The organism is Pseudomonas sp. NPDC087336, assembly GCF_044744285.1.
Lineage (GTDB): Bacteria > Pseudomonadota > Gammaproteobacteria > Pseudomonadales > Pseudomonadaceae > Aquipseudomonas.
Map to the genome: position 1 here is coordinate 20,830 of NZ_JBIUYA010000008.1, position 21,145 is coordinate 41,974.

Here is a 21,145-nt window from a genome sequence, read left to right on the forward strand (position 1 = left end):
TGTTTTCTAAAATCGCAAAAAAAGCCCCGCGACCGAATGGGGCGCGGGGCAAAAAATTGGTTGGTTGCGGCCAACCAAAGGAGCTCTGTAGAAACGCTCAGTTGCTGGCGACCGTCTCAGGTTGCCAGCCGCCACCGAGGGCCTTGTAGATCGCGACGATGCCGCGATACAGGTCGACTTCGGCCTGGGCCTGGGTGTCTTCTGCTGCCAGGCGCTCACGCTGGGCATCGAGCAGCACGAGGAAGTCGGCGGTACCTTCGCGGTAACGGATCTGCGCGAGGTCGGCCGCGGAGCGGCTCGATTCGCTTTGGCGAATCAGCGAAATAAGCCGTTGCTGGCGTTTGCCGTAGTCGCTGAAGGCGTTTTCCGATTCTTCCAGGGCCAGCAACACCTGCTGCTCGTAGGTCGCCAGGGCGCCTTCGGCATCGGCGTCGGCGCCGCGTATACGGGCTTTTACACTGCCCAGGTCAAACGCGGCCCAGGTGATGCTTGGGCCCAGTGCCCAGGCGTTAGCCGCCGAGGAGCCGATCTGCGAGCCACGCCCGGCGGTCCAGCCGAGGAAACCGCTGAGGCTCACCCGCGGAAACAGGTCAGCCTTGGCCACGCCGATACGCGCCGTGGCCGAGGCCAGTTTGCGCTCGGCGCTGAGAATGTCCGGACGGCGTTGCAGCAGTTCGGCGGGATTACCAATCGGCAGGGCCTTGGCGATCGCCGGCAAGTCTTTGGGGCTCAGGTCCACGGCCAACTTGTCCGGGCGCTGGCCGAGCAGGGTGGCGATGCGGTTTTTCTGCCGCACCTGTTCGGCCTGCAACTGCGGCACGCTGGCTTCGACCGAAGCCAGGCGCGCATCGGCACGTTCCACATCGAGCTGATCGCCGACGCCGGCATCACGCAGGCTGATGGTGATCTTGCGCGACTCCTGTTGGTTATTCAGGTTGGCCAGGGCGATCTTTTCCCGCAGTTGCGCACCGCGCAGCTGACCATAGGCGTCCACCAGTTCGGCAATCATGGTCACTTGCAGCTGATACAGATCAGCCTCAAGTGCCTGTTGTTCGGCATCGGCCGACTCCAGGTTGCGCTGGATGCGGCCAAAGAGGTCGATCTCCCAGGCCATGTCCAGCCCCAGGTCGTAGCGCTCGCTGTTGACCCGGTCAGTGGTTTCGCCGGGGATCTGCCCTTTGCCCAAGTCACTGCTGACCCGGCTGGTGATGGTCGGCATGGCGTCATTGCTGACGTCATCGCGGATCGCCCGGGCCGCCTTCCAGCGAGCGAAGGCGACGCGCAGATCACGGTTGCCCTTGAGGGACTCGGTGACCAACTGGTTGAGGGTCGGATCTTCGAATTGCTGCCACCAGATGCCTTCGAAACGTGAGCGGTCAAAGTTCTTCTGGCCGGCTGCGCCCGCCGTGGCCGTGGTGATGTTGGCAGGCTCGGTGGCTGGGGTCTTGTAGTCCGGGCCGACGGCACAGGCGCTCAGCGCCAGTACCAGCAGGCTCGGCAAAAAGGCTTTCAGGCTCATTAATGCGACTCCAGTTGCGATTGCACTTTCAAGGCCTTGGCCGCTTTGCGCGCTTGACCGCGTTCGACGAAGTTGCGGATCAGTACGTAGAACACCGGCGTCAGCAGCAGACCGAAGAAGGTCACCCCGAGCATCCCGGAGAACACCGCCACACCCATGGCGTGACGCATTTCGGCACCGGCACCGCTGGAGAACACCAGAGGCACCACACCCATGATGAACGCAAAGGAGGTCATCAGGATCGGCCGCAGACGCAAGCGGCAGGCTTCCAGTACCGCAGCCAGCGGGTTCATGCCTTCGAGCTGTTTGTCCTTGGCAAACTCGACGATCAGGATCGCGTTCTTGCAGGCCAGCCCCACCAGTACGATCAAGCCGATCTGGGTGAAGATGTTGTTGTCGCCTCCCGAAGCAATCACACCGGTAATGGCCGACAGCAGGGTCATGGGTACGATCAGGATCACCGCCAGTGGCAGGCTCCAGCTTTCGTACTGCGCCGCCAATACCAGGAACGCCAGCAGTACGCAGAGCGGGAACACGAACAGCGCGGTGTTGCCGGACAGGATCTGCTGGTAGGTCAGGTCGGTCCATTCGTAGGTCATGCCGTTGGGCAGTTCTTCCTTGAGCAGTTTCTCGATGGCTTTTTCCGCCTGGCCGGAGCTGTAGCCCGGGGCTGCGGCACCGTTGATTTCAGCGGTGATGAAGCCGTTGTAGTGCATCACGCGGTCCGGCCCCGAGGTGTCGCTGACCTTGATGAAGGTCGCCAGCGGGATCATCTCGCCCTTGTTGTTGCGCACCTTGAGCTGGCCGATCTGGTCGGACTCGAGGCGGAACTGCTGCTCGGCCTGGACGTTGACCTGATAGGTGCGACCGAAGCGGTTGAAGTCGTTGGCATACAGCGAACCCAGGTAAATCTGCAGGGTGTCGAAGATGTCGCTGACGGCCACGCCGTGGGTCTTGGCTTTTTCCCGGTCGATGGCGGCATCGACCTGGGGCACGTTCACCGTGTAGCTGGTGAACAGGCCGGCCAGTTCCGGCACGTTGTGGCTCTTGGCGATGACGTTCATGGTTTCCTTGTACAGCTCTTCGTAGCCCAGGTTGCCCCGGTCCTCGATCTGCAGGCGGAAACCGCCGATGGTGCCCAGGCCTTGTACCGGTGGCGGCGGGAAGATTGCCATGTACGCTTCCTGGATCCCGGCGAACTGGCCGTTCAAGGCACCGGCAATTGCACCGGCGGACATGCTCGGGTCTTTTCGTTCGTCGAACGGCTTGAGGGTCACGAACACGATGCCGGCGTTCGGGCTGTTGGTGAAACCGTTGATCGACAGGCCAGGGAAGGCCACCGCACTTTCCACGCCAGGTTGTTTCAGGGCCAGGTCGGACATGCGCTTGATCACGTCTTCTGTGCGGTCCAGGCTCGCCGCATCCGGCAATTGCGCGAACGCCACCAGGTACTGCTTGTCCTGGCCGGGTACGAAACCGGTCGGGGTGCTCGAGAAGCCGAAGAATGTCAGCACCATCAGGCCGGCGTACAGCAGCAGGGCGATGCCGCTTGAGCGGATCACGCGGGCAACGGTGCCGACATAACCATGGCTGGCCTTTTCGAAGAAGCGGTTGAACGGACGGAACAACCAGCCACCGAACAGCTTGTCCAGGACCTTGGAGAAACGGTCTTTCGGCGCGTCATGGCCCTTGAGCAACACGGCGGCCAGGGCCGGCGACAGGGTCAGGGAGTTGAAGGCCGAGATCACCGTCGAAATCGCAATGGTCAGGGCGAACTGCTTGTAGAACTGCCCGGTCAACCCGGAGATGAACGCTGCTGGCACGAACACCGCGCACAGCACCAGCGCCGTGGCAATGATGGGCCCCGTCACTTCGCGCATGGCACGCTTGGTGGCTTCGACCGGGGTCAGCCCCAGTTCAATGTTACGCTCGACGTTCTCCACCACCACGATCGCATCGTCCACCACGATACCGATCGCCAGTACCAGGCCAAAAAGTGACAGGGCGTTCAACGAGAAGCCGAACAGATGCATCACGGCAAAGGTACCGATCAGCGATACCGGCACCGCCACCAACGGAATGATCGAGGCGCGCCAGGTCTGCAGGAACAGGATCACCACCAGGACGACGAGGATCAGCGCTTCGAACAGGGTGTGGACCACCGCCTCGATGGAGCCGCGTACGAAGATCGTCGGGTCGTAGACGATGCTGAAGTCCATGCCTTCGGGGAAGCTCTTCTTCAGTTCGGCCATTTTCGCCCGAACTTCGTTGGAGATCTCGATCGCGTTGGAACCCGGGCGCTGGAAGATCGGGATCGCCACCGCCGGTTGGTTGTTGAGCAAGGAACGCAAGGCGTACTGGCTAGAGCCCAGTTCAACACGAGCGATGTCTTTCAGGCGGGTGATTTCACCATCGTCGCCAGAGCGAATAATGATGTTCTCGAACTCTTCCTCACTGACCAGACGGCCCTGGGTGTTCACCGACAACTGGAAGCTTTGCGCATTCGGCGCAGGTGGCGCGCCCAGTGCACCGGCAGCCACCTGGCGGTTCTGTTCACGGATGGCGTTGACCACATCGGTGGCGGTCAGGTTGCGCGAAGCGGTCTTGTTGGGATCGAGCCACACGCGCAGCGAATAGTCGCCCATGCCGAACAGCTGCACATCACCGACACCACCCAGGCGCGCCAACTCATCCTTGATGTTGAGGATCGCGTAGTTGGACAGGTACAGCATGTCGTAGCGTTTGTCCGGCGAGGTCAAGTGCACGACCATCGTCAGGTCGGGCGACGCCTTGTCCACGGTGATACCGATGCGCGTCACTTCCTCGGGAAGTTTCGGCTCGGTGCGGGTCACTCGGTTCTGTACCTGCACCTGGGCGTTGTCCAGGTCGGTGCCCAGGGCGAAGGTGATGGTCAGGGTGATCTTGCCGTCGGCGGTCGACTGCGAGGACATGTACAGCATGTTCTCGACGCCGGTGATCGCTTGCTCCAGGGGAGCGGCCACGGTTTCACCGATGACTTTGGGGTTGGCCCCCGGGAAGTTGGCGCGCACCACCACGGTCGGCGGCACCACTTCCGGGTATTCGCTGATCGGCAGCTGGAACAGCGAGATGGCACCGGCGATCAGGATCAGCAGCGACAGCACCGCAGCGAAGATCGGCCGTGAAATGAAGAATTGGGAAAAATTCATCGGAGTCGTTATCCCTTAACCGCGTGGGTTCGCAGCAGCCAGTTTCACAACGGTGCCCGGCGCGACCTTGGCAGGCGCGACTTGGGGCAGGTTGCTGGCTTCCAGCGCTTGTCGTTGTTGGGCCAGGGCTGCGAGGGTCTGCTCGGTGGCCATCGGGATCACTTCAGGGGTGACAGGCGACCCTGGACGTACCCGCTGCAGCCCCTTGACGATGATGGTGTCGCCCTTGTTCAGGCCGTTACGCACGATGCGCAAGCCTTCGATTTTCGGACCCAGCTCCACGGCGCGATAAGCCGTGTTGTTGTCGGCATCCATCACCAGCACGAACTTCTTGCCCAGGTCCGTACCTACCGCCTCATCGTTGATCAACATGGCGTTGTAGGTGCCGCTGCCCACCAGTTTCAGGCGAGCGTAAAGGCCCGGGGTATAGCTGCCGTCGCTGTTGTCGAACACGGCGCGACCGCGGATGGTGCCGGTTTTCGGGTTGACCTGGTTGTCGACGAAGTTCATCACGCCCTGGTGCGGGTTGCCGTCTTCGTTGGACAGGCCCATGTACACCGGGGTGGTGGCGCCGCGTTTACCCTGGCGGGCGAGCTGGGTGTACTTGAGGAACACGCGCTCGTCGGCATCGAAGTAGGCGTAGACCTTGTCGGTGGACACCAGGCTGGTCAGGGGGGTGGTATCGGCCGTCACCAGGTTGCCGGCGGTGATTTGCGCACGGCTGACGCGACCGCTGATGGGGGCGGTGACGCGGGTGAAGCTCAGGTTCAATTTCGCCAGGTCAAGCTGTGCTTGCAGGGCGCCGACGGCGGCGCGGGCTTCTTGTGCAGCACTGGTACGCGAATCGGCGAGCTCGGCGGAAATCGCATTGCTGGTGCGCAGGCGCTCACCGCGTTGGGCTTCGTTTTCGCTGCGGGTGGCATTGGCGCGGGCCTGGGCCACCAGGGCTTCGAGGCGACGGACTTCAGCCTGGAACGGACGCGGATCGATCTGGAACAGCAGGTCGCCTTTCTTGACCAGGGCGCCTTCGGTGAAGGTCACTTCATCGATCTGGCCCGAGACCCGTGGACGAATCTCAACGGTTTCCGGCGCTTCCAGGCGCCCGGTGAATTCGTCCCACTCGTTGACCGGCTGCTCCAGCACCTTGGCCACGCTGACCTTGGCTGCGGGCGGCGTAGCCGCAGTCTCTGGCGCCTTGCCGCACGCGCTCATCACCACTACGGCCAACACGGCCAACGGCAAGCGCAAATGTTTGAGTGACTGTTCCATGGATGCATCCGCCAATGTATTAAGATTGGCGAATGATGCGCGGCGGGGGTGGTATCGAACGAATCGAATGAGGCGAAGGTAACTATCATTCGGAATGATAGGAGAGACCTGGGCAGCTCTCTAGCCTGCGCCTTGCATCGGGAGGCAATCAGCCCGGTTGATGGCAATTGTGTGTTTCCGGATTTGCACAAGTCTGGCTTGGGACCGAGTCGCGGCCATCGCTGGCAAACCAGCTCCTACAGGTTCGCGGTGTACACGGGATTTGTGATCGGCAAGATCTTTGTAGGAGCTGGCTTGCCAGCGATGAGGTCATCAGCCTCGATGCATCATTCGGATCAAGCCAAACTAGGCGGATCCCCGGTGTCGAATAGCAGTGGCGATAAATCATCCCTTCTCCCGAGGAGTCTAATAGCTCCCTCAGGTTCCCCGCCAACGGCTGTGGTGTAGAAGTGCGCCAATCCGGCGATAAACCAGCGTTCAAACTGAGGTAACCGAGGGGCTGTCTGATCCAGACAGCCGCTCCATGATGACGCGCGGCACGGGAATCGTTGGCTACAACGTGCAGACAGCGGTCGATACGCAGCACCATTTGATCGTTGCGCACGAGGTGACCAACGTCGGTTCCGACCGCGATCAACTCAGCTCAATGGCCAAGCAGGCCCGCGAGGCGATGGCGGCAGATACGTTGTCGGTAGTGGCTGACCGAGGTTACTTCAAAAGCGAAACGCCTGTAGAAACCTTCGGCGGTATCGAGTGTCTTGAGCCCTCTCAAAAAATCAGATCTCCGAAATGCGATTTATCCATTGGTTCCGGCCGGAATGCGATCAAGTCCAACCTTCAATAAAAAAATTCAGATAATAGTGAGAACTCAAGAGAACTTCGCTCCTACGGGGCTGGGGCCTCAGTGACCTCCTCGACCTCATAATTCACATAACCGAACTCATTACTGCGAGCGGCCACGTATTTGCCGTTCTGCTCGAACACCGTGGCCTCGAAGGGCGTGCCGCCGAGTGTCGTCACTAGGTGTCCGTCCTTGATTTCATACTTGGCCGGCACGCCAAACTGGCCGTCATGCAGCATGTTCAGGTATTCCCCTTGCGCAGTTGGCTTGCCATCGACGCTGGCGACCAGGCGTTGGCCGTCGGTGCCATAGATGATCTCGAAGGTCTGGCCGGTGACGGTATTGCGCACCTTGATGGTTTTACCCACCACGTAAGCCTGCAGCTGTTCGCTGGTGAGCGCTTTGGCCCCAGCGGTTTTCAGCTGGTCAATGGTTTTGCCTGCAGCGGCCAGCTTGCTGTCTTCAGCATTCGGCGTGTACCAGATTGGCGAGGTCCACGCGCGTTCCTGGACAGTGGCCGAGACGTCGGCCGGCGGCGGTACTTGTAGCTTGGCCGCGTCATAGGTGCTCCAGCGCGGGGTCGGGATCTGTAGCACGCGGGCATAGTAGAACGCGTGCTGGGCCGGATCGAAATCCGGATCGACCCAGACTTTCTTCAGCTCGGTGGCACCAATGGTATTGGTGTAAGTCGCCTTGGAAACATCGACCGTGGAGCCCACCGGCGGGATCTTACCGGTAGCCGGGTCCGGTTGGCGATCACCGGACCAGGCGACGTCGTAGATTTTCTCGAAGGTCTGGCCGTTTTTGGTCCAGCCCTTGATGATCTGGATGCGGTCGAGGTTACCGTCATCGGCATCCTTGACCGTCCACACTACAAAGGACGGCGCCTGTTTGCCCGGTTTTGCCGGCAAGTCGCCGCCCATGGGAACGCCTTTGGCGTAGGCGGCCTGCACCCAGTCTTTTTCGTTCCATACACTGTCGTCGAAACCCCAGCCACCAAACAGGCGCACCGGGATGCGCACGCCGCTGGTGCCGTAGACTTCTTTACGCTTCATGGCATCGAAAATCGATTCACGGGTGTTTTCTTCCGCCCAGACACCGGCCAGCCCCGACGTGCTGGTTTGCAGGGCGATCATGCCCGAGTTCTGTTTGCCGGAAATACGCGCTGCCGGGGTGCTGTCGGTAAAGCCGTGGGAACCGAAGTTGTTGTTCTGCGAATAGGGGATCACCCCGTTGTGCGAGTCGCTGGCACCGACCACGCCCATTTTGTAAGGGTTGTATCCGCGTGCTTCCTGAAGGGCCATGCCGTTTTGCCAAGCTTGCCTGATGTAGCTGCCATTGATTTTCGATGTGCTGTTGTCGATACCAAGCAAAAAACTCATGATTTCATAATTGGCAAATTCGTCGGTCGGCGACAGCTCCGGATGGGTTTCGGAGGTGCCCTTGACCTGGTGGATTTCGGTGAGCGATTCGTTACGCATCCGCGCTTGCGCCCATGCGGCATCGATGGGACGACCACGGTCGTCAACGTCTACCGGAAACATCAGGCCGTTGCTGAGGTTGGCATTGTGGGAGATCGCCAGCACCTCGTTGCCCTTCTTGCGTTGATCGTCCATCCAGCCCCACAAGTCCTCGGGCTTGTCCGAGTCGAGCGCTGTGAAGGGCAAGTCCGGCACCTTCTTCGAGTCACGGAAAAACACATTGCGGTGCATGTTTTGATTGTTCGGTGCCGAGGTCCATTCATAGGCGACGAACGTGGTGAACTTGCCGGGCTTGTAGTACTTGTCGGCGATGGCGATGTTTTGCTGCCAGATATTTCCGGCAACCTTCGGATCAATCAGCTCCTTGATCGGGTGGCTCAAGCTGCCGGCGATCCACTTGAACACCCGGTTGAAATCTTCCGGGGTTTTAACAATCAGCTTTTGCGCGATGGGCTGCTTGCTGAACTCTGACTTCGGATCGTTGGCCAGGGCGATCACGCCCACATACTCCGAATGATCGGTCACGCCATGGAAGTCCAGCGGCCGGCCTTTGAGCTGCACCTCAAAACCCATCGGATGCTTGACCGGCATGCCCAGTGAGTATTGGTACGCCTGCTCGGGATCGACCTGATGGTTGCCGATCAGGTAGGCATCAATCGACCAGGAGCTGTGCGAGTGCGTCTGGCCAAAGTAGACCTCGCGATCCGGGTTGCCCTCTGCCAGGGCCAGCGAGCTGACAGCAAGCACGGCGCAACCGAACAGTGACGGCGCGGTGGTGTGTGTATGGGTTTTCATATCCCACCTCTTGGGAATACGGCAGTGACAGGGTGCAATTCAGGTCCAGAAGCTCGACACTCGTTCGAAAAACCAGAAGGCTGCCAGCGTACCCAGCACGTACGATGCAACCGGACGTGCATACAGCAGCGCAGGCTGTGGCAGACGAAAACGCAGCAACAACGCGCGCAGGCTCAGGACCATGGCGACGAACAGCAGCTGGCCGATCTCGACGCCGACGTTAAAAGTGAACAGCGCCAGGGGCAGGTCACGCTGCGGCAAGCCGATCTCCGCCAGCGCACCGGCAAAACCAAAGCCATGCAACAAGCCAAAACAGAACGCCACCACCCATGGCCATTGAAGGGTGAAACTGGTTTGTCCACGGTTCTTGCGGGCAATTTCCACTGCCAGCAACAGAATGCTCAGCGCAATTGTCGCCTCCACCGGCGGGCCGGGAAGTCGTACCGCACCCAGTGCCGCAAGCGCCAGGGTGATGGAGTGGGCGAGGGTGAACGCGGTGATGGTCTTCACCAGCATCCAGCCATTGCCCACCAGCAGCAGGAGGCCGAAGACGAACAGCAGGTGATCGAAACCGCCCAGGATGTGCTGGATGCCATGGAGCAGAAACGCACCGGCCACCGAGAACGGGCCCGGCGTCGCGGCGATTTCTATCCAGGGTTGCGCGGGGTGGACGAGGGTGGTAGTCAGGCTGCCGTCCAGGCGCGAGACACGCACCAGCACATCGGTGATGCTCGCTTGCAGGCCGATGAAGTCGATGCGCTGTCCGACCAGCCCCGAGGGGCCGGCATCAATGATCCGGCGCTCGATCAGTGAATCGTTGAGCGGGCTTTCCACCGGCTCGACGACCGTGCGCACACCGTCGGCAAACCGCAGGGCAATCGGTAAGCGCATGCCCGACAGTACTGGTGTGCGCCACACTACGTCATAGCGCCCGGCAGCCGTTTCGTTGAGCTCCAGGTAAGCGGGGCGCGCCTCGTGCGCCGTGGCCGTCAGTCCCATGAACCAGAGGAGCAGCAACAGCCAGACCGAGCGCCTCATCACGGCCGCTCCGCTTGAGTGGCGGCAATCGCGCTGGTGGGTGCCGGCATCAGCACCACGACTTCATAGCGGGCTTTCAGTGCATCGAAACTCGTGCGCTTCGACTCGCTGCGTTGCTCGGACAGCCAATCGGATTTGACCTGCTGGGCCACTGTCTCGAAGGGCGGTGCCGGTGGTGTGGCCAGCGCATCGATCCACACCAGATGCCAGCCAAATCCTGACTCCACAGGCCCGACCCAACGCCCGGGAGTTTGCTTGAGCAACGAAATGGCAAACTGTGAACCAAAGACCCGTGCCACCTGATCCCGGGATTGTTCCGTGTAGGCTTTTTCAAACATGAAGGCATCGCCTTCACCATCGTTCTTGCCTGTCAGTTCACTCAGCGCGGCCTGAGCCTGCGCCTGAGCGTGCGAGCCACGTTTATCAAAGGCGAAGAACACATGGTGAAAAGTGGCCAGTGGCGGCGGGGCATACTGGTCTTGATGCTGGTTGTACCAGTCCTCAAGTACGCCGGGTGCCGGTTCGCGAAGCGACGCAACATCCTCGGCGAGAAAATCCATTTTTTGCGCCAGTCGGCGGCGAATGATGGTGTCGTCTTTATCCAGGCCAAGCTTCAAGGCTTCGCGATAGAGAATTTCCTCTTTCACATATTCATCGATCAGGCCCTGCAGTTGTTGCTCCGAGGCGGGTCGTTGCCAGCGCGCCAGCCAGGAAACGGCGATCCGCTGGACAACTTCAGGGGTGATTTCGATGCGTTGCGGGTCTTGACTGACCGTTGAACGGTGCAAACCGCCATACAGCCCAAAGAGTGCAAAACCGGCGATTAAAAAGTGCAGTAACGGCTGGCGAAGGCATCGCTTGATTAACGAAAGTCGAGACGCTTTCGCTTCACTCACGGTCAAGTTCATGACTTGGTGCCCCACGCTATACTCGATTGGTTTTCGAAGCAGATTGGAGTATTGCTGCTGGGCCGGAACTTTCCAGCGAGGCTAATCACGATAGGAACTAAGCATTAGTCGCAATCGGATTAAATGATTGCTCGGGATAATGCAGTCAATCGCCGGCACAGCCCGGGATGGAGCGCCCATGTGATGAAAGGACTGTTGGTTTTCGCCGCGATCATCGAGGCCACTGCGGGCGTGGGCCTACTGCTTATCCCGTCGCTGGTCGGGCATCTGCTGCTTGGCATCGAACTCAGCGGTGTCATCGTCCGCATAGCCGGGATCGCCCTCATTGCATTGGCCGCCGCCTGTTGGCCCGGCCCTCCCATACTCGGCATGCTGACCTATAACGCAGCGGTTACGCTGTATCTTTCCTATGTTGGCTTGATGGGACACGCGAGTGGGGTTCTCTTATGGCCGGTGGTCATCTTGCATGCAGTCATGTCGGTACTGCTGATTCGGGCAATGACCAGGGAGATCAGCCATTGAGCTCCATCATCATTGGCGCGATGGTTTTCGCCTGCCTGTTCGCTGCCGCGATGCTGGGGATGCTGTTGCGCTTGCGACTACCGAATCACCACCTGGATGTCGAATCCAAGGACGTCATTCGCCTGGCAACGGCCGTCGTGGGGACGCTGTCCGCACTGGCGCTCGGGCTGCTGATTGCGTCTGCAAAAAACGTCTACGACAGTAATGAGATTGAAGTGCGGACATCGGCCGCACGCATCGTCCTGCTCGACAGGGTCATGGCCCAGTACGGACCGGAGACCGCGCAGGCCCGAACGCGTCTGCGTCAATTGATTGAAACGCGGTTGAACCGGGGTTGGGGCAATTCGTCCGCCGAGTCGACGGCGGTCAATCCTTTTGACGAGTCGCCGGGGATCGAACCGGTTCAGGTTGTGCTGCGGGCACTAACGCCCGGCAACGAACCGCAACGCATGCTTCAGGTTCGCGCACTGGAGGTCAGCTCTCAGCTGGCGGAAGCCCACTGGATACTGGTCGAGAGCAATACGGAGGGACTGCCCACGCCATTTCTCGTCATCCTGACCTGCTGGCTGGCCTGGCTATTCGCGACGTTCGGCCTGCAGGCGCCGGCCAATCCCACCGTGATAGGCGTCATGCTCATCTGCTCCCTGTCGGTGGCCGCGGCGGTCTTTCTGGTGGTCGACATGGCGCATCCTTACATCGGGATCATCCATGTCTCCGATGCGCCGTTGCGCACGGCGCTGATGAACATTGGCAAGTGACTTTCCCGAGTGAAGCAGTAACGACAATTCAAAGGCTGCCTAAGGCGCACTGAACCGCTCGTTGATACCCGCTGCCTGCGCGCGGTAAGTCTTGGGCGCGCAGCCCTGGGCTTTGTGGAAAAAGCGGCTGAAGGCGCTCAGGCTGGAAAACCCCAGTACCTCGGCGATCTGCGAAAGCTTAAGGTCGGTCTGGCTCAGGTATTTGCGGGCCAGATCCAGCTTGGTCTGTTGCTTGATGGCCTGGAAGGTGGTGCCGCTGCCGGCCAGCCTGCGTTGCAGGGTTCGGCGGCTTTGCAGTTGATTGAGGGCGACGGCCTCCAGGGGCGCGCCACTGCTGGCCAGCAGTTTGCGCACCGAGTCTTCGGTGGCCGAGGCCGGGCTTCGGTTGCGTCGTTGTTGGTTTTCCCGCAGGTAGTCAAGCAGGGCGGGACGGGAGAAGTGCTGTTTCACCGTCAGTGGGTGCGCCAGCACCTGATGGCTGAGCAGCATGCCGTTGCACTCCTGATTGAAGAACACATTCTGCCCGAACATCCGTGTATAGCTTGCACGGCTGTGCGGTTCCCGGCAACGCAGCATCACGCGCTCGGGCGACCACTGGGGGTACAGGTCGCTTCGCAGTTTGCGCGCGAGCAGGGCCAGGCCCAGATGTACGGACTGGGTTTCGTCGATTTCGGCTGTCGCGGTCACCTCATAGTGCACAGTCAATCCCAGTTCATGTTGCTCCAGATGCACCAGGGCACCGGACATCAGCACGTGAAAGTAGCGTGACAGCCGATCGAGCCACTCGCCGACCGTGGTCGCTTCGCTGACGATGTCGAGTAGCGCACTGCCCAATACGCCCATCCCTTGCTTTTGTGCCAGCAACAGCCCGAAGTCCTCACGACCGGTTTCCCGGGCGGCCAGTTCGAGAAAGTGCACCACCTTGGGTACCGGCAAGAGCAGGTCCAACTGGTCCAGCGACTGCGATGCGATCGATGCCCCATGCGCCACTCGCCAGGGATCGCCGTGCAGATCGGCGATCAGCTCGCGGGCGCCGTACAGGCACATGCTGCGAATGAGATGAGTATCCATGGCCCCCGCGTCTTTGAAGATTAATGGCGCGAAGTATCAAGTGACTGGCACGTTTTATCAAATAAATGCTCGACGCCTGCGCAGAATACGACAGCCCGAACCTTACAAAAACCACAACGGAGCGATTGTCATGCTGGGTCTGATGCAGGATCACCCCTTACTCATTTCTTCTGTACTCGAACACGCGCTGTGCTCGCACCCCAATGCCGAGATTGCCTCGCGCTTGCAGGACGGCACGGTGCATCACTGCACGTACGCCGACATCGGCCGGCGTGCCATGCAATTGGCCAATGCCCTCACAAACCTGGGCGTGCAGCCCGGCGAGCGGATCGGCACACTGGCCTGGAATGGCTACCGGCACATGGAAATGTTCTATGGCGTCTCGGGCATGGGCGCGGTGCTGCACACCATCAACCCAAGGCTGTTTGCCGAACAGATCGAGTTCATCGCCAACCATGCCGAAGACCAGTACCTGTTTTTCGACCTGTCGTTTGCTGCGCTGATCGAGCAACTTGCTCCACGACTCACCACGGTCAAGGCTTTCGTTGCCCTGGCCGAGCGCTGCGAGATGCCGCCTATCGTTGTGCCCAACCTGCTGTGTTACGAAGAACTGATTGGCGATGAGCCCGAGACCTTCGCCTGGCCCCGTCTGGATGAACGCGCGGCGGCCTCCCTGTGCTACACCTCAGGCACCACCGGAAATCCGAAAGGGGTGCTGTACTCCCATCGCTCGACCTTGCTGCATTCGATGGTCACCTGCACCCCGGACGGGTTCAACCTGTCATCGGCCGATACGGCGCTGCTGGTGGTGCCCATGTTCCACGTCAACGCCTGGGGCATGCCTTATTCGGCGGCGATGTGCGGCGCGCGTCTGGTCCTGCCCGGCGCGGACCTCGACGGGGCCAGCCTGTATAACTTGATGCAGCGCGAAAAAGTAACCCTGGCCCTGGGCGTGCCGACGGTGTGGATGACCCTGCAACAGCACGTGCAGAACGCAGGGCTGATGCCGACCGCGGACCTGTGCCTGAACCGGGTCGTGATGGGCGGGGCCGCGGCGCCGCGCAGCCTGGTGGAAACGTTCGAGACTCGTTTTGGCGCCCGGGTGCTGCAAGCCTGGGGTATGACTGAGATGTCGCCTTTGGGCACGGTTTGCAATGCCTTGCCCAAGCACCGCGACGCCTCGCTCGACGAGCGCATTGACCTGCAAGCGAAACAGGGGCGGGTGTTGTTCGGGGTTACGATCAAAATCGTTGATGCAGACGGTGCCGAACTGCCCCGCGACGGCAAGGCGTCCGGCCATTTGCGGGTCAAGGGACCGTGGATCGCCAGCCAGTATTACCAGGGTGAGGCCGGCTCCTTGCTCGATGAGCAGGGCTGGCTGATAACGGGTGATATTGCAACCATCGACCCGGATGGCTACCTGCAGATCACCGATCGCGCCAAGGATGTGATCAAGTCCGGTGGTGAATGGATTTCCTCCATTGACCTGGAGAACGCCGCCTGTGGTCACCCGGCGGTGGCAGAAGCGGCGGTCATCGGCGTGCCTCACCCGAAATGGCAGGAACGGCCATTGCTGGTGGTGGTGCTCAAGCAGGGCATGCTGGCGACACGGGACGATCTGCTCGGTTTTTTGCAGGGACGCGTGGCCAAGTGGTGGCTACCCGACGCCGTGGCCTTCGTCGAAGCACTGCCCTATACGGCAACGGGCAAAGTGCAAAAAATGAAATTGCGCGAACAGTTCCGGGACTATCGTTTATAACCAGCGATATCTTGTAATCAAGCCCAAAGGGCCTCACCCATGGATCGCATTGCACCTGAACTGGTCCTGAAAACCACGCCACCGCGAAGTCAGAAAACCGCTCACATGCGTGAGCGGTTGAGCATCGACAGCGCAGCCCTGGCGGACAAGACAGCGATTGCCGTGCAAGGCCCGGCGGGGTTCGGCAAGACGTTTCTGCTGGCGCAGTGGCGCCGGGAGTTTCTCTCCCGTGGTGCGGTCGTGGCCTGGTTGACGCTCGACGAGCATGACGATGGCATTCGATTCGCCAAAGGGCTGGCTGCGGCCATGGCCGTTGGCAGCGGCCGGGCGACGTTTGCCGGCTCTCTGGAACGCACGCCCGGGCGCGGGCGCGATGAACTGGAGGGGCTGACTGATTGGCTGGCCGAAGTCGCCGACCTGGGCGGCGAAATCGTGCTGTTGCTCGACGAAGCCGAAAGATTGCCCGAAGCCACCGTGCGGCATTGCCTGGCCTACCTGCTGCACAATGCCCCGGCGAACCTGCGCATCATCATGGCCTCGCGCGGGCGCTTGAACCTGCAGGTGGCCGACCTGCAAGCCCGCGGCTTTTATGTAGCCATCGGCGCGGACGCCTTGCGCCTGCGCGTGGAGGAAACCGTAGCGATTCTCAGCGCTCGTTTCGGCCATCGTATCGACCCGGACCTGTGCGTGCGCTTGCATGAGGCCACCGAGGGCTGGTCACTTGGCTTGCAACTGGCAATCGCTTCCATCGAAAAAAGCCCGAGTGTGGTTGCTGCGGTCGAAGAGCTGTCGGCGGGGACCGGTGATATACGACGCTATTTCGTTGACACCCTGATCGCCCACCTGCCCGGCGAGCAGATTGAGTTTCTCACCAGCATTGCCCTGCTGGAGATGCTGCATCCTTCCCTGTGCATCGCCCTGACCGGCGACGAGCAGGCCGGGTTGCGCTTGCGGGAACTGTGTGTGGCAACGCCGATTTTTGTCGAAAACGTGGACAGTGAGTGGGTGCGAATTCACCCGCTGGCCCGAGAGTTTCTTCTGGGGCGCTTTGCCGGACTGCCCGAAACCCGACGCCGGGATCTGCATGAGCGGGCGGCAAGTTGGCTCGAAGCCCATGAATTCTCCGAGCAGGCGGCTCGTCATTACCTGTTGGCCGGGCGTACCAGCCAGGCGTACCAGATGATCGAACAATGCCTCTACGAAATCATGTTGCGCGGACAGTTCAGCCGGGTTCTGGAGTGGGTCGAGGAGCTGCCGGCGCAGGAGGTCGAATCGCGGTCGCGCATGTGCCTGGCGGCCGCCTGGTCCCTGGCCATGAGCGAACGGCATGAGGAAGCGGTGCGTCTGGTTGCCGGTATCCGGCAGGACCCGGCGACCGATGACAGCACACGTTGCGAAGCCGCGATGATTGTTGCCACCGCCGCCTATTTTGCCGACCGGCCGGACGAATCGCTGGCGCTGGTGACCCCTTGGGTGGACGCCTTGCCGACCGGCGAGATCAAGTTACAGGCGGTCTTCGCCAATCAGATCGCGCGGCTGACCCTGTTCCAGGGCCAGCCGGAAAAAGCCCGACGTATCTTTCAGCGGGCGCCGTTGTATGCCTGGAGCTCCGGCCTGGACGCCATTCGGGGTTTCGGCGAATGGGTGGTGGGCCTCAGCTACGTGACCGAAGGCCGCCTTGTGCCGGCCGAGAGGGCATTGCGCGACAGCCTGGCACGCGCCGAGCAGGACATCGGTCGACGCAGCCCGGTGGCGGTGATGCTGGCCAGCGGACTGGCCACGGTGTTGCTCGAGCGTGATCAGCCGCAAGAAGCCGCCACGGTTCTGGCCAACCGCCTTGATGTGGTCGAGCGCCTGGCCTCTCCGGATGCAGTCGTGATGGGCTATCTCACCGCCGCTCGCCTGGCGATACTGCAGGGGCAGGGCCACCGGGGTTATGACTTGCTTGAGGCGCTGTTCGTACTCGGCGAGGAGCGCGGCATTGCGCGTTTCTGTATTGCCGCACTCGCCGAGCAGATTCGCCTGCACGCCCTGCAAGGGCGGGCCGACACCTGCCTTGCATTGGGACGCCGGCTCGATGCTCAGGTACCGCAGATCGCGCGTGAACAAACAGGTTTACTCGGGCCGGAGCTGGCTTTGATGGCAATGCTGGCCAAGGCCTATGTCGCCCACGTGCAACGTGACTGGCAAGGGATGCTGGAGCTGTTGGAGCGTGCCAACGAAACAGCCGAGCGCATTCGTCGCGGTCGTGAAATCGTGCAGATCAAACTGCTAAAGGCTTTGGCGCTCCAGGAATCGGGCGGCAACGGCCTGGCCTGCCTGCGTGAAGCGATCAGTCTGGCGGAGGAAAACGGCTTGCGGCGGATCGTCGAAGACACCCATCCGCAATTGCTCAAATGGATGCGCAAGGTCCAGCAAGAAATGCCCCGGATCGAAGATCAATACACAGCACCCTCTGCCGCGCCGGCACCCGTGGCGACCAGCACGGTTTCGCCCAGCCGATTGCTGACACCCAAGGAGCGCGAAGTGTTGCAATTGCTCGCACGTAACCTGTCGAACAAACAGATCGCGCTGGCGCTGAATGTCGGCGAAGAAACCGTGAAATGGCACTTGAAGAACCTGTTCGGCAAGTTCCAGGCCGGCACTCGCAAGCATGTGGTGGATCGTGCCTACATGCTGGGCATCCTCGATCCGGCAAGCTGAAACAGCCGCGCATTTTTCCGAGCCGCAAAGGCGCCCTTTTTTCCCCCCTGAATTTACTCAGCCCCCCCTGACGATGGGGGGGCTGGATCACGCCCAATCGATAGTCTGGACCTCAATGGAGCCAACCCGGCCGATGCATTTGCCGCCTGCCGAGCGTTGCTCGATGACAAGAGTGGATCGGCACCGGCCGACTTTCGAGGTAAGGCGTATGAGTCAAAGCGTGCTGATTGCGGGGGTGGGCATGTCCCCGTTCGTCCCGCTGGGCGCTGGCGACAGTGTCGCCACGTTTGCGGGCAGGGCGATCCGCCAGGCGCTCGACGATGCGCGTATTGACTACGATCTGGTCGACCAGGTGTTCAGCGCTTGCGTCAGTGGCGCAGCGGGTTGCAGCGAACAGGTTCTGGCCCAGGTCGGCCTTACCGGAGTCCCGGTGTTTTCGCTCGCGGACGGTTGCGCGGCAGCCAGCAGTGCCTTGCAGCTGGCACGGCACAGCGTGTTGTCCGGCCAGGCCGAGTGCGCGTTGGCGCTGGGCTTCGAGTGCATGCCGGCGAACGTTACCCACCGCGCCTTCTTTGGTCTGGATGATAGCGCACCGCAAGCCTGGGACGGCCTCGGTCAGGTCGACGCTTGCCAGACTCATTTTGCCCGGCGCGAGAATCCGGCTGCGCTGTTCGCGGCCCAGACCAGTTGGTTGCTGACCCGCATGGGCGTGGCGCAAACGAGCTTCGAACACGTTCTCAGCCGGGCGCGGGCCCAAGCCATGCTCAACCCGATGGCGGTGCTCAACCGCTGCACGGCGCTCGATGGCTGGCGGGCTCGTTACCTTTGCCCGCCGGCATGCGGGGCTGCGGCGGTGCTGTTGTGTACACCGGGTTTTCTGGCCCGCTACGGCGCCCGGGGTGGTGTGGAAGTACTGGCATGTGTGCGCGGCAGCGACATGGCCTCCGAGCAGGAGGCCGGTTGCGTGCTCGATGTGCTGGGGCGCGCTTCGACCCGGCGCGTTGCCCAATTGGCGTATGAGCACGCAGGACTTGGTGTCGACGAGATTGAGACTGTGGAGCTGCACGATCAGAGCGTCGGCGACTTCATGGTGTACAGCGCCGCCCTGGGCTTGTGCCGGGAAGAGTGTATCGACGGCTTCGTGCGCGAACGGCGCAACAGTCGTGGCAATCCGGTCGATGTCTGCGCCTCCGGTGGGCTGCTCGGTCGCGGTCATGCACCGGGAGCAACGGGGCTGGCGCAAATAACTGAATTGGTCTGGCAACTGCGCGGCACCGCGCCGTTAAGGCAAGACAACGGAGCCCGGACGGGACTTGCGCACAACGCGGCGCTGGGTCGTTCGGTATCGGTAACCATTCTGCAGCGCACTTAAGGACAGCGTCGCAGTGTCGTTTCAATGCGTTTTCATGAACCACAGAGAAGGTGAGCCCGTTAGATGAACAACAACAATAAGATCTGCCATGCAAACCTGCGTCGAGGGCTTTTGGCTACAGCAATTCTGGCCGGGATGGGCATCGCGCCTGCACAAGCCCTGGAAATCGATACGGGCAATGAAGACCTGTCAGTGCGTTTCGACAACACCTTCAAGCTCAACTACGGCCAGCGAGTGGAAACCGCCAACAGCAAGCTGGCCAACAGCTGGAACAACAATGATGGCAACCGCAACTTCTCGTCGGGCAGTGCGGTGTCCCAGCGCCTGGACGTGCTCTCCGAACTGGACGTGGTCTTTAGGCAGAAGGCCGGTTTTCGCGTCAGTGCCAACAGCTGGTATGACCATGCCTATGACAATGTCGGCAGTGCCAACACCTCGACCAACCAGCTCAACAACGGCGTTCCTGACTCGCGTCACATCAGTGGTTATGCCGACCGCTATTACAACGGGCCTTCTTCGGAAATCCTCGATGCCTTCGTGTTTGGCAGCACCGAGGTTGGCGATGAAACCCTGCTCAGCGCCAAGCTGGGCAGCCATACCCAGTACTGGGGTGAAAGCATCCTGGCCTTCGCCCACGGCAACAGTTATGGCCAGTCGGGCCTGGACATCACCAAGGGGCTGACAGTGCCGGGCACCGAAGCCAAGGAACTGTTCATCCCGCGCAACCAGTTGTCCAGCAGCCTGACCTTTGGCCCGGAACTGACTCTGAGCGCCCAATACTTCCTCGGTTGGGACGCTTCGCGCCTGCCGGAATCGGGCACCTACCTGGGGTTCAACGACGGCATCCAGAGTGGCGGGCACAACCTGTCGCTGATCGGTGGGCGCAATCCCTTCTTCGGTGCCCCGGGCCCCGTCGGCGTCAATGAGTTCCTGCGCCTGAGCAACGGCCACACCTTCACCCCGGACAATCACGGCGACTTCGGCCTGATGGCCAAGTGGAGCCCGGAATGGCTGGACGGGACTCTGGGCTTTTACTACCGCAACACCTCCGACATCCTGCCCAACCTGGTCTTGCAGCCGACGGCGGTGGGTCCGGCGCAGCTGATTTCGGGAAATATCGGCAGCTACAACCAGTTCTACGTCGACGACATCGATATCTACGGCATCAGCCTGTCCAAGAGCATCGCCGGGGTCAGCGTCGGTTTCGACCTCAATTACCGCGAAAATATGCCGCTGGCCAGTGTCGCCGCCACCGTCAGCCCGGCTGCGGCCGCCGCCGGTCTGCCCGGATTCATTGGCAGTTTCGATGGCAACAACGGCGTGGCCCGAGGCAACACCGTGCATGCGGTGCTCAACGGCCTGACCACTTTCGCCGACACGCCGGTGTGGGACAGCGCCTCGCTGCTGGTGGAGCTTGGCTACAGCCGCTGGCTGGACGTCACCGACAACAAGCAATTGTTCAAGGGTGAGGACTGGTATCGCGGCGTGGACAAGGTCACCAAGGACAACTACGTCGTCGGCGTCAACTTCAACCCGACCTGGTATCAGGTTTTCCCCGGCATCGATTTCTACATGCCGGCCACCTACAACGTCGGCCTCAATGGCAACTCCGCAGTCCAGATGGGGGGCAACGAAGACTCCGGAAGCTATTCGATCGGCATTGGCATGGACGTACGCAACCAGTATCGCTTCGACCTGAAGTACGTGGACAACTTCGGTCCGTTCGATACCTGCGACCGCGCCGGCAATGCCGGCAGCCAGGGAGACGGTGCCGCACCCGGCGCCAACGGCCAGTACAACTGCACTCCGGGGCAGGCCACCGCCTTTGGCGGTACATCGGCCCAGCTCAAGGATCGCGGCATGGTCACCTTCACCTTCAAAACGACTATCTGATCGAACGTTGCCCGGCAACAGGAGAGAC

Annotated in this window: 13 protein-coding genes and 2 pseudogenes; 7 read left to right on the forward strand and 8 right to left on the reverse strand. The window is 61.1% G+C overall.

Annotated features, from left to right (window positions below; all coding sequences use genetic code 11):
* Window positions 1-97 precede the first annotated feature (97 nt).
* The 4 genes and pseudogenes from ACIO0C_RS09870 to ACIO0C_RS09885 all read right to left on the reverse strand — a co-directional run.
* A complete protein-coding gene (locus ACIO0C_RS09870; protein ID WP_401310969.1) occupies window positions 98-1,519 on the reverse strand; it encodes an efflux transporter outer membrane subunit in 1,422 nt (473 codons plus the stop codon).
* Window positions 1,519-4,707: an efflux RND transporter permease subunit gene (locus tag ACIO0C_RS09875; RefSeq protein ID WP_401310972.1), complete on the reverse strand. Its 3,189-nt coding sequence runs from the start codon at window positions 4,705-4,707 to the stop codon at window positions 1,519-1,521. The genes ACIO0C_RS09870 and ACIO0C_RS09875 overlap by 1 nt, the downstream gene beginning before the upstream one ends.
* Before the next feature lie 15 nt (window positions 4,708-4,722).
* Window positions 4,723-5,976 carry a multidrug efflux RND transporter periplasmic adaptor subunit MexE gene (gene mexE / locus ACIO0C_RS09880; protein WP_401310974.1) on the reverse strand — a complete coding sequence of 418 codons (1,254 nt, stop codon included), beginning with the start codon at window positions 5,974-5,976 and terminating at the stop codon, window positions 4,723-4,725.
* Window positions 5,977-6,328: 352 nt separating this feature from the next.
* A pseudogene (locus tag ACIO0C_RS09885) lies at window positions 6,329-6,421 on the reverse strand (methylmalonyl-CoA epimerase); the annotation flags it as partial.
* A 54-nt stretch (window positions 6,422-6,475) separates the two neighbouring features.
* Between ACIO0C_RS09885 and ACIO0C_RS09890 the strand changes: the two are divergent.
* Window positions 6,476-6,700, forward strand: a pseudogene (locus ACIO0C_RS09890) (transposase); the annotation flags it as partial.
* 161 nt (window positions 6,701-6,861) lie between these two features.
* Here the strand turns inward: ACIO0C_RS09890 and ACIO0C_RS09895 are convergent.
* Genes ACIO0C_RS09895 through ACIO0C_RS09905 form a run of 3 tightly spaced genes read right to left on the reverse strand, consistent with a single transcriptional unit; the run spans window position 6,862 to window position 11,039 of the window.
* Window positions 6,862-9,093 carry a DUF3604 domain-containing protein gene (locus ACIO0C_RS09895; protein ID WP_401310977.1) on the reverse strand — a complete coding sequence of 744 codons (2,232 nt, stop codon included), beginning with the start codon at window positions 9,091-9,093 and terminating at the stop codon, window positions 6,862-6,864.
* Between the two features lie 39 nt (window positions 9,094-9,132).
* The gene (locus ACIO0C_RS09900; protein WP_401310980.1) at window positions 9,133-10,131 is read right to left on the reverse strand and encodes a HupE/UreJ family protein; all 999 of its coding nucleotides are present in this window, start codon (window positions 10,129-10,131) and stop codon (window positions 9,133-9,135) included.
* Window positions 10,131-11,039, reverse strand: a complete 909-nt coding sequence (locus ACIO0C_RS09905; protein WP_401310983.1) for a peptidyl-prolyl cis-trans isomerase — start codon at window positions 11,037-11,039, stop codon at window positions 10,131-10,133. Before ACIO0C_RS09905 ends, ACIO0C_RS09900 begins: the two co-directional genes overlap by 1 nt.
* A 183-nt stretch (window positions 11,040-11,222) precedes the next feature.
* Between ACIO0C_RS09905 and ACIO0C_RS09910 the strand changes: the two genes are divergently transcribed.
* Together ACIO0C_RS09910 and ACIO0C_RS09915 are read left to right on the forward strand one after the other, a co-directional pair.
* Window positions 11,223-11,561, forward strand: a complete 339-nt coding sequence (locus ACIO0C_RS09910; RefSeq protein WP_401310986.1) for a hypothetical protein — start codon at window positions 11,223-11,225, stop codon at window positions 11,559-11,561.
* Window positions 11,558-12,319 (forward strand): DUF4239 domain-containing protein, encoded by a 762-nt coding sequence (locus ACIO0C_RS09915; protein ID WP_401310989.1) that lies wholly within the window; start codon window positions 11,558-11,560, stop codon window positions 12,317-12,319. The genes ACIO0C_RS09910 and ACIO0C_RS09915 overlap by 4 nt, the downstream gene beginning before the upstream one ends.
* 39 nt (window positions 12,320-12,358) lie before the next feature.
* Here the strand turns inward: ACIO0C_RS09915 and ACIO0C_RS09920 are convergent, their stop codons facing one another.
* Entirely contained in the window at window positions 12,359-13,390 is a 1,032-nt protein-coding gene (locus ACIO0C_RS09920; RefSeq protein WP_401310992.1) for an AraC family transcriptional regulator ligand-binding domain-containing protein, read from the reverse strand.
* 130 nt (window positions 13,391-13,520) lie between these two features.
* Here ACIO0C_RS09920 and ACIO0C_RS09925 point away from each other — a divergent pair, with 130 nt between their 5' ends.
* The 4 genes from ACIO0C_RS09925 (at window position 13,521) to ACIO0C_RS09940 (ending at window position 21,117) form a co-directional block, all read left to right on the forward strand.
* Window positions 13,521-15,149, forward strand: coding sequence for a 3-(methylthio)propionyl-CoA ligase (locus ACIO0C_RS09925; protein ID WP_401310995.1), 1,629 nt, complete (start codon window positions 13,521-13,523; stop codon window positions 15,147-15,149).
* Window positions 15,150-15,188: 39 nt separating this feature from the next.
* Window positions 15,189-17,852: a LuxR C-terminal-related transcriptional regulator gene (locus tag ACIO0C_RS09930; protein ID WP_401310998.1), complete on the forward strand. Its 2,664-nt coding sequence runs from the start codon at window positions 15,189-15,191 to the stop codon at window positions 17,850-17,852.
* 208 nt (window positions 17,853-18,060) lie between these two features.
* Window positions 18,061-19,224 carry a thiolase C-terminal domain-containing protein gene (locus ACIO0C_RS09935; protein WP_401311001.1) on the forward strand — a complete coding sequence of 388 codons (1,164 nt, stop codon included), beginning with the start codon at window positions 18,061-18,063 and terminating at the stop codon, window positions 19,222-19,224.
* Between the two features lie 63 nt (window positions 19,225-19,287).
* Complete coding sequence (locus ACIO0C_RS09940) at window positions 19,288-21,117, forward strand: DUF1302 domain-containing protein (RefSeq protein WP_401311004.1); 1,830 nt, start codon at window positions 19,288-19,290, stop codon at window positions 21,115-21,117.
* Window positions 21,118-21,145: the final 28 nt, after the last annotated feature.

Excerpts from the sequence above, each read along its gene's own strand:
- ACIO0C_RS09875 (WP_401310972.1), bottom strand. The coding sequence starts at position 4,707 with ATGAATTTTTCCCAATTCTTCATTTCACGGCCGATCTTCGCTGCGGTG.
- ACIO0C_RS09910 (WP_401310986.1), top strand. The coding sequence starts at position 11,223 with ATGAAAGGACTGTTGGTTTTCGCCGCGATCATCGAGGCCACTGCGGGC.
- mexE (WP_401310974.1), bottom strand. The coding sequence starts at position 5,976 with ATGGAACAGTCACTCAAACATTTGCGCTTGCCGTTGGCCGTGTTGGCC.
- ACIO0C_RS09930 (WP_401310998.1), top strand. The coding sequence starts at position 15,189 with ATGGATCGCATTGCACCTGAACTGGTCCTGAAAACCACGCCACCGCGA.
- ACIO0C_RS09935 (WP_401311001.1), top strand. The coding sequence starts at position 18,061 with ATGAGTCAAAGCGTGCTGATTGCGGGGGTGGGCATGTCCCCGTTCGTC.
- ACIO0C_RS09940 (WP_401311004.1), top strand. The coding sequence starts at position 19,288 with ATGAACAACAACAATAAGATCTGCCATGCAAACCTGCGTCGAGGGCTT.
- ACIO0C_RS09870 (WP_401310969.1), bottom strand. The coding sequence starts at position 1,519 with ATGAGCCTGAAAGCCTTTTTGCCGAGCCTGCTGGTACTGGCGCTGAGC.
- ACIO0C_RS09920 (WP_401310992.1), bottom strand. The coding sequence starts at position 13,390 with ATGGATACTCATCTCATTCGCAGCATGTGCCTGTACGGCGCCCGCGAG.
- ACIO0C_RS09925 (WP_401310995.1), top strand. The coding sequence starts at position 13,521 with ATGCTGGGTCTGATGCAGGATCACCCCTTACTCATTTCTTCTGTACTC.
- ACIO0C_RS09900 (WP_401310980.1), bottom strand. The coding sequence starts at position 10,131 with ATGAGGCGCTCGGTCTGGCTGTTGCTGCTCCTCTGGTTCATGGGACTG.
- ACIO0C_RS09895 (WP_401310977.1), bottom strand. The coding sequence starts at position 9,093 with ATGAAAACCCATACACACACCACCGCGCCGTCACTGTTCGGTTGCGCC.
- ACIO0C_RS09905 (WP_401310983.1), bottom strand. The coding sequence starts at position 11,039 with ATGAACTTGACCGTGAGTGAAGCGAAAGCGTCTCGACTTTCGTTAATC.